The organism is Mesorhizobium sp. M7A.F.Ca.CA.002.09.1.1, from assembly GCF_003998555.1.
Lineage (GTDB): Bacteria > Pseudomonadota > Alphaproteobacteria > Rhizobiales > Rhizobiaceae > Mesorhizobium > Mesorhizobium ciceri.
On the sequence record NZ_RZRR01001133.1, the window covers coordinates 1 to 1,483 of the forward strand.

General features: G+C 65.7%; 2 protein-coding genes. One reads left to right on the plus strand and one right to left on the minus strand.

Annotation, left to right across the window (positions count from 1 at the left end; translation table 11 throughout):
• On the plus strand, window positions 1-1,089 hold a 1,089-nt coding region (locus EN994_RS31025), incomplete at its 5' end, for a lysine--tRNA ligase (protein ID WP_164746395.1).
• Here EN994_RS31025 and EN994_RS31030 read toward each other — a convergent pair.
• On the minus strand, window positions 1,055-1,483 hold a 429-nt coding region (locus tag EN994_RS31030; protein ID WP_164746396.1), incomplete at its 5' end, for a thermonuclease family protein. The two genes, EN994_RS31025 and EN994_RS31030, sit on opposite strands and share 35 nt — an antisense overlap.

Sequence of the window (1,483 nt, forward strand, 5' to 3'; positions counted from 1 at the left end):
GGGCCGGAGCGGCAGGCGACCTACAGCCCGTTCCTGCCGATCTCGCCGAAGAGCGGCCGCGTGCTTTACGTGCCCATGAAGCATGTCGACGCCAAAGCCGGCACCATCACCTTCGACGACGAGGGCACCGAGACCACGCTTTCGATCACCGGCGGCCGCGTGAAGCTGCAGTGGAAGCCGGATTTCGGCATGCGCTGGGCAGCGCTTGGCGTCGATTTCGAAATGTTCGGCAAGGACCACCAGACCAATGCGGTGGTCTACGACCGTATCTGCAACATTCTGGGCGGACGGGCGCCGGAGCATTTCGTCTACGAACTGTTCCTCGACGAGAACGGCCAGAAGATCTCGAAGTCGAAGGGCAACGGGCTGACCATCGACGAGTGGCTGACCTATGCGCCGACCGAAAGCCTCGGGCTCTACATGTACCAACGGCCGCGGCAGGCCAAGAAGCTGTATTTCGACGTTATCCCGCGGGCCGTGGATGAATACTACACGTTCCTCGCCGCCTATCCCCGCCAGGACTGGAAGGAGCGGCTGGGCAACCCGGTCTGGCATATGCATGACGGCAACCCGCCAGCGATCGACATGCCGGTGCCGTTCTCTCTGCTGCTCAATCTGGTCAGCGCTTCCAACGCGCAGAACAAGGATGTGCTGTGGGGGTTCATTTCACGTCATACGCAAGGCGTGACGCCGGCGACGCATCCAGAGCTCGACCGGCTGGTCGGCCATGCGATCCGCTATTTCGACGATTTCGTGAAGCCGACGAAAACCTTCCGGCCCGCCGACGAGGTCGAGCGCGAAGCGCTGGCAGCCCTCGACGAAGCACTTGGCGCGCTGCCGGCGGACGCCAGCGGCGAAGCGATCCAGAACGCCTCGCTCAACGTCGCACGCAGGATCGAGCGCTATCAGGATCATTCCAAGCAGAGCCCGGAAGGCGGCCCCGGCGTATCGGGCGCCTTCTTCCAGATGATCTACCAGGTGCTGATCGGCCAGGAGCGCGGCCCGCGCTTCGGCTCGTTCGCAGCACTCTACGGCGTTGCCGAGACGCGTGCGCTCATTGAGCGGGCGCTGGCTGGTCAGCTGGCTTGAGCACGCCGTCGACCTCTTCCAGGATCGAACCCGGCGCCTGAGGTGCCGGGCCTGGCGCGGCCGGCATCGCCGGCATGCCCGACAGATCGGGCGCCGATCCGAAAATGCCCTTCTTGCCCATGCGCGCCTTGTCGCCGGCCTCGACATAGGGGCCGCCCTTGGCGGCGCGCGCCCAGCCATTTTCGACCAGCCACTGACCTACATCCTGCTTGCCGATCCGGCACTCGGCTGCGATCAGGTCGCGGCCGCCCTGCGGCGGCACCGTGCAGACCACCGCGCGGCCGCGCAGGAAGGCGCGGAACGCTGTCCTCGCCCGGACGCCGCACGGCCAGGACTTGCCGTCCTCGCTGCAAATCTCGTCCTGCCTGACGATGTCGATGCCGGAAACCGCGAC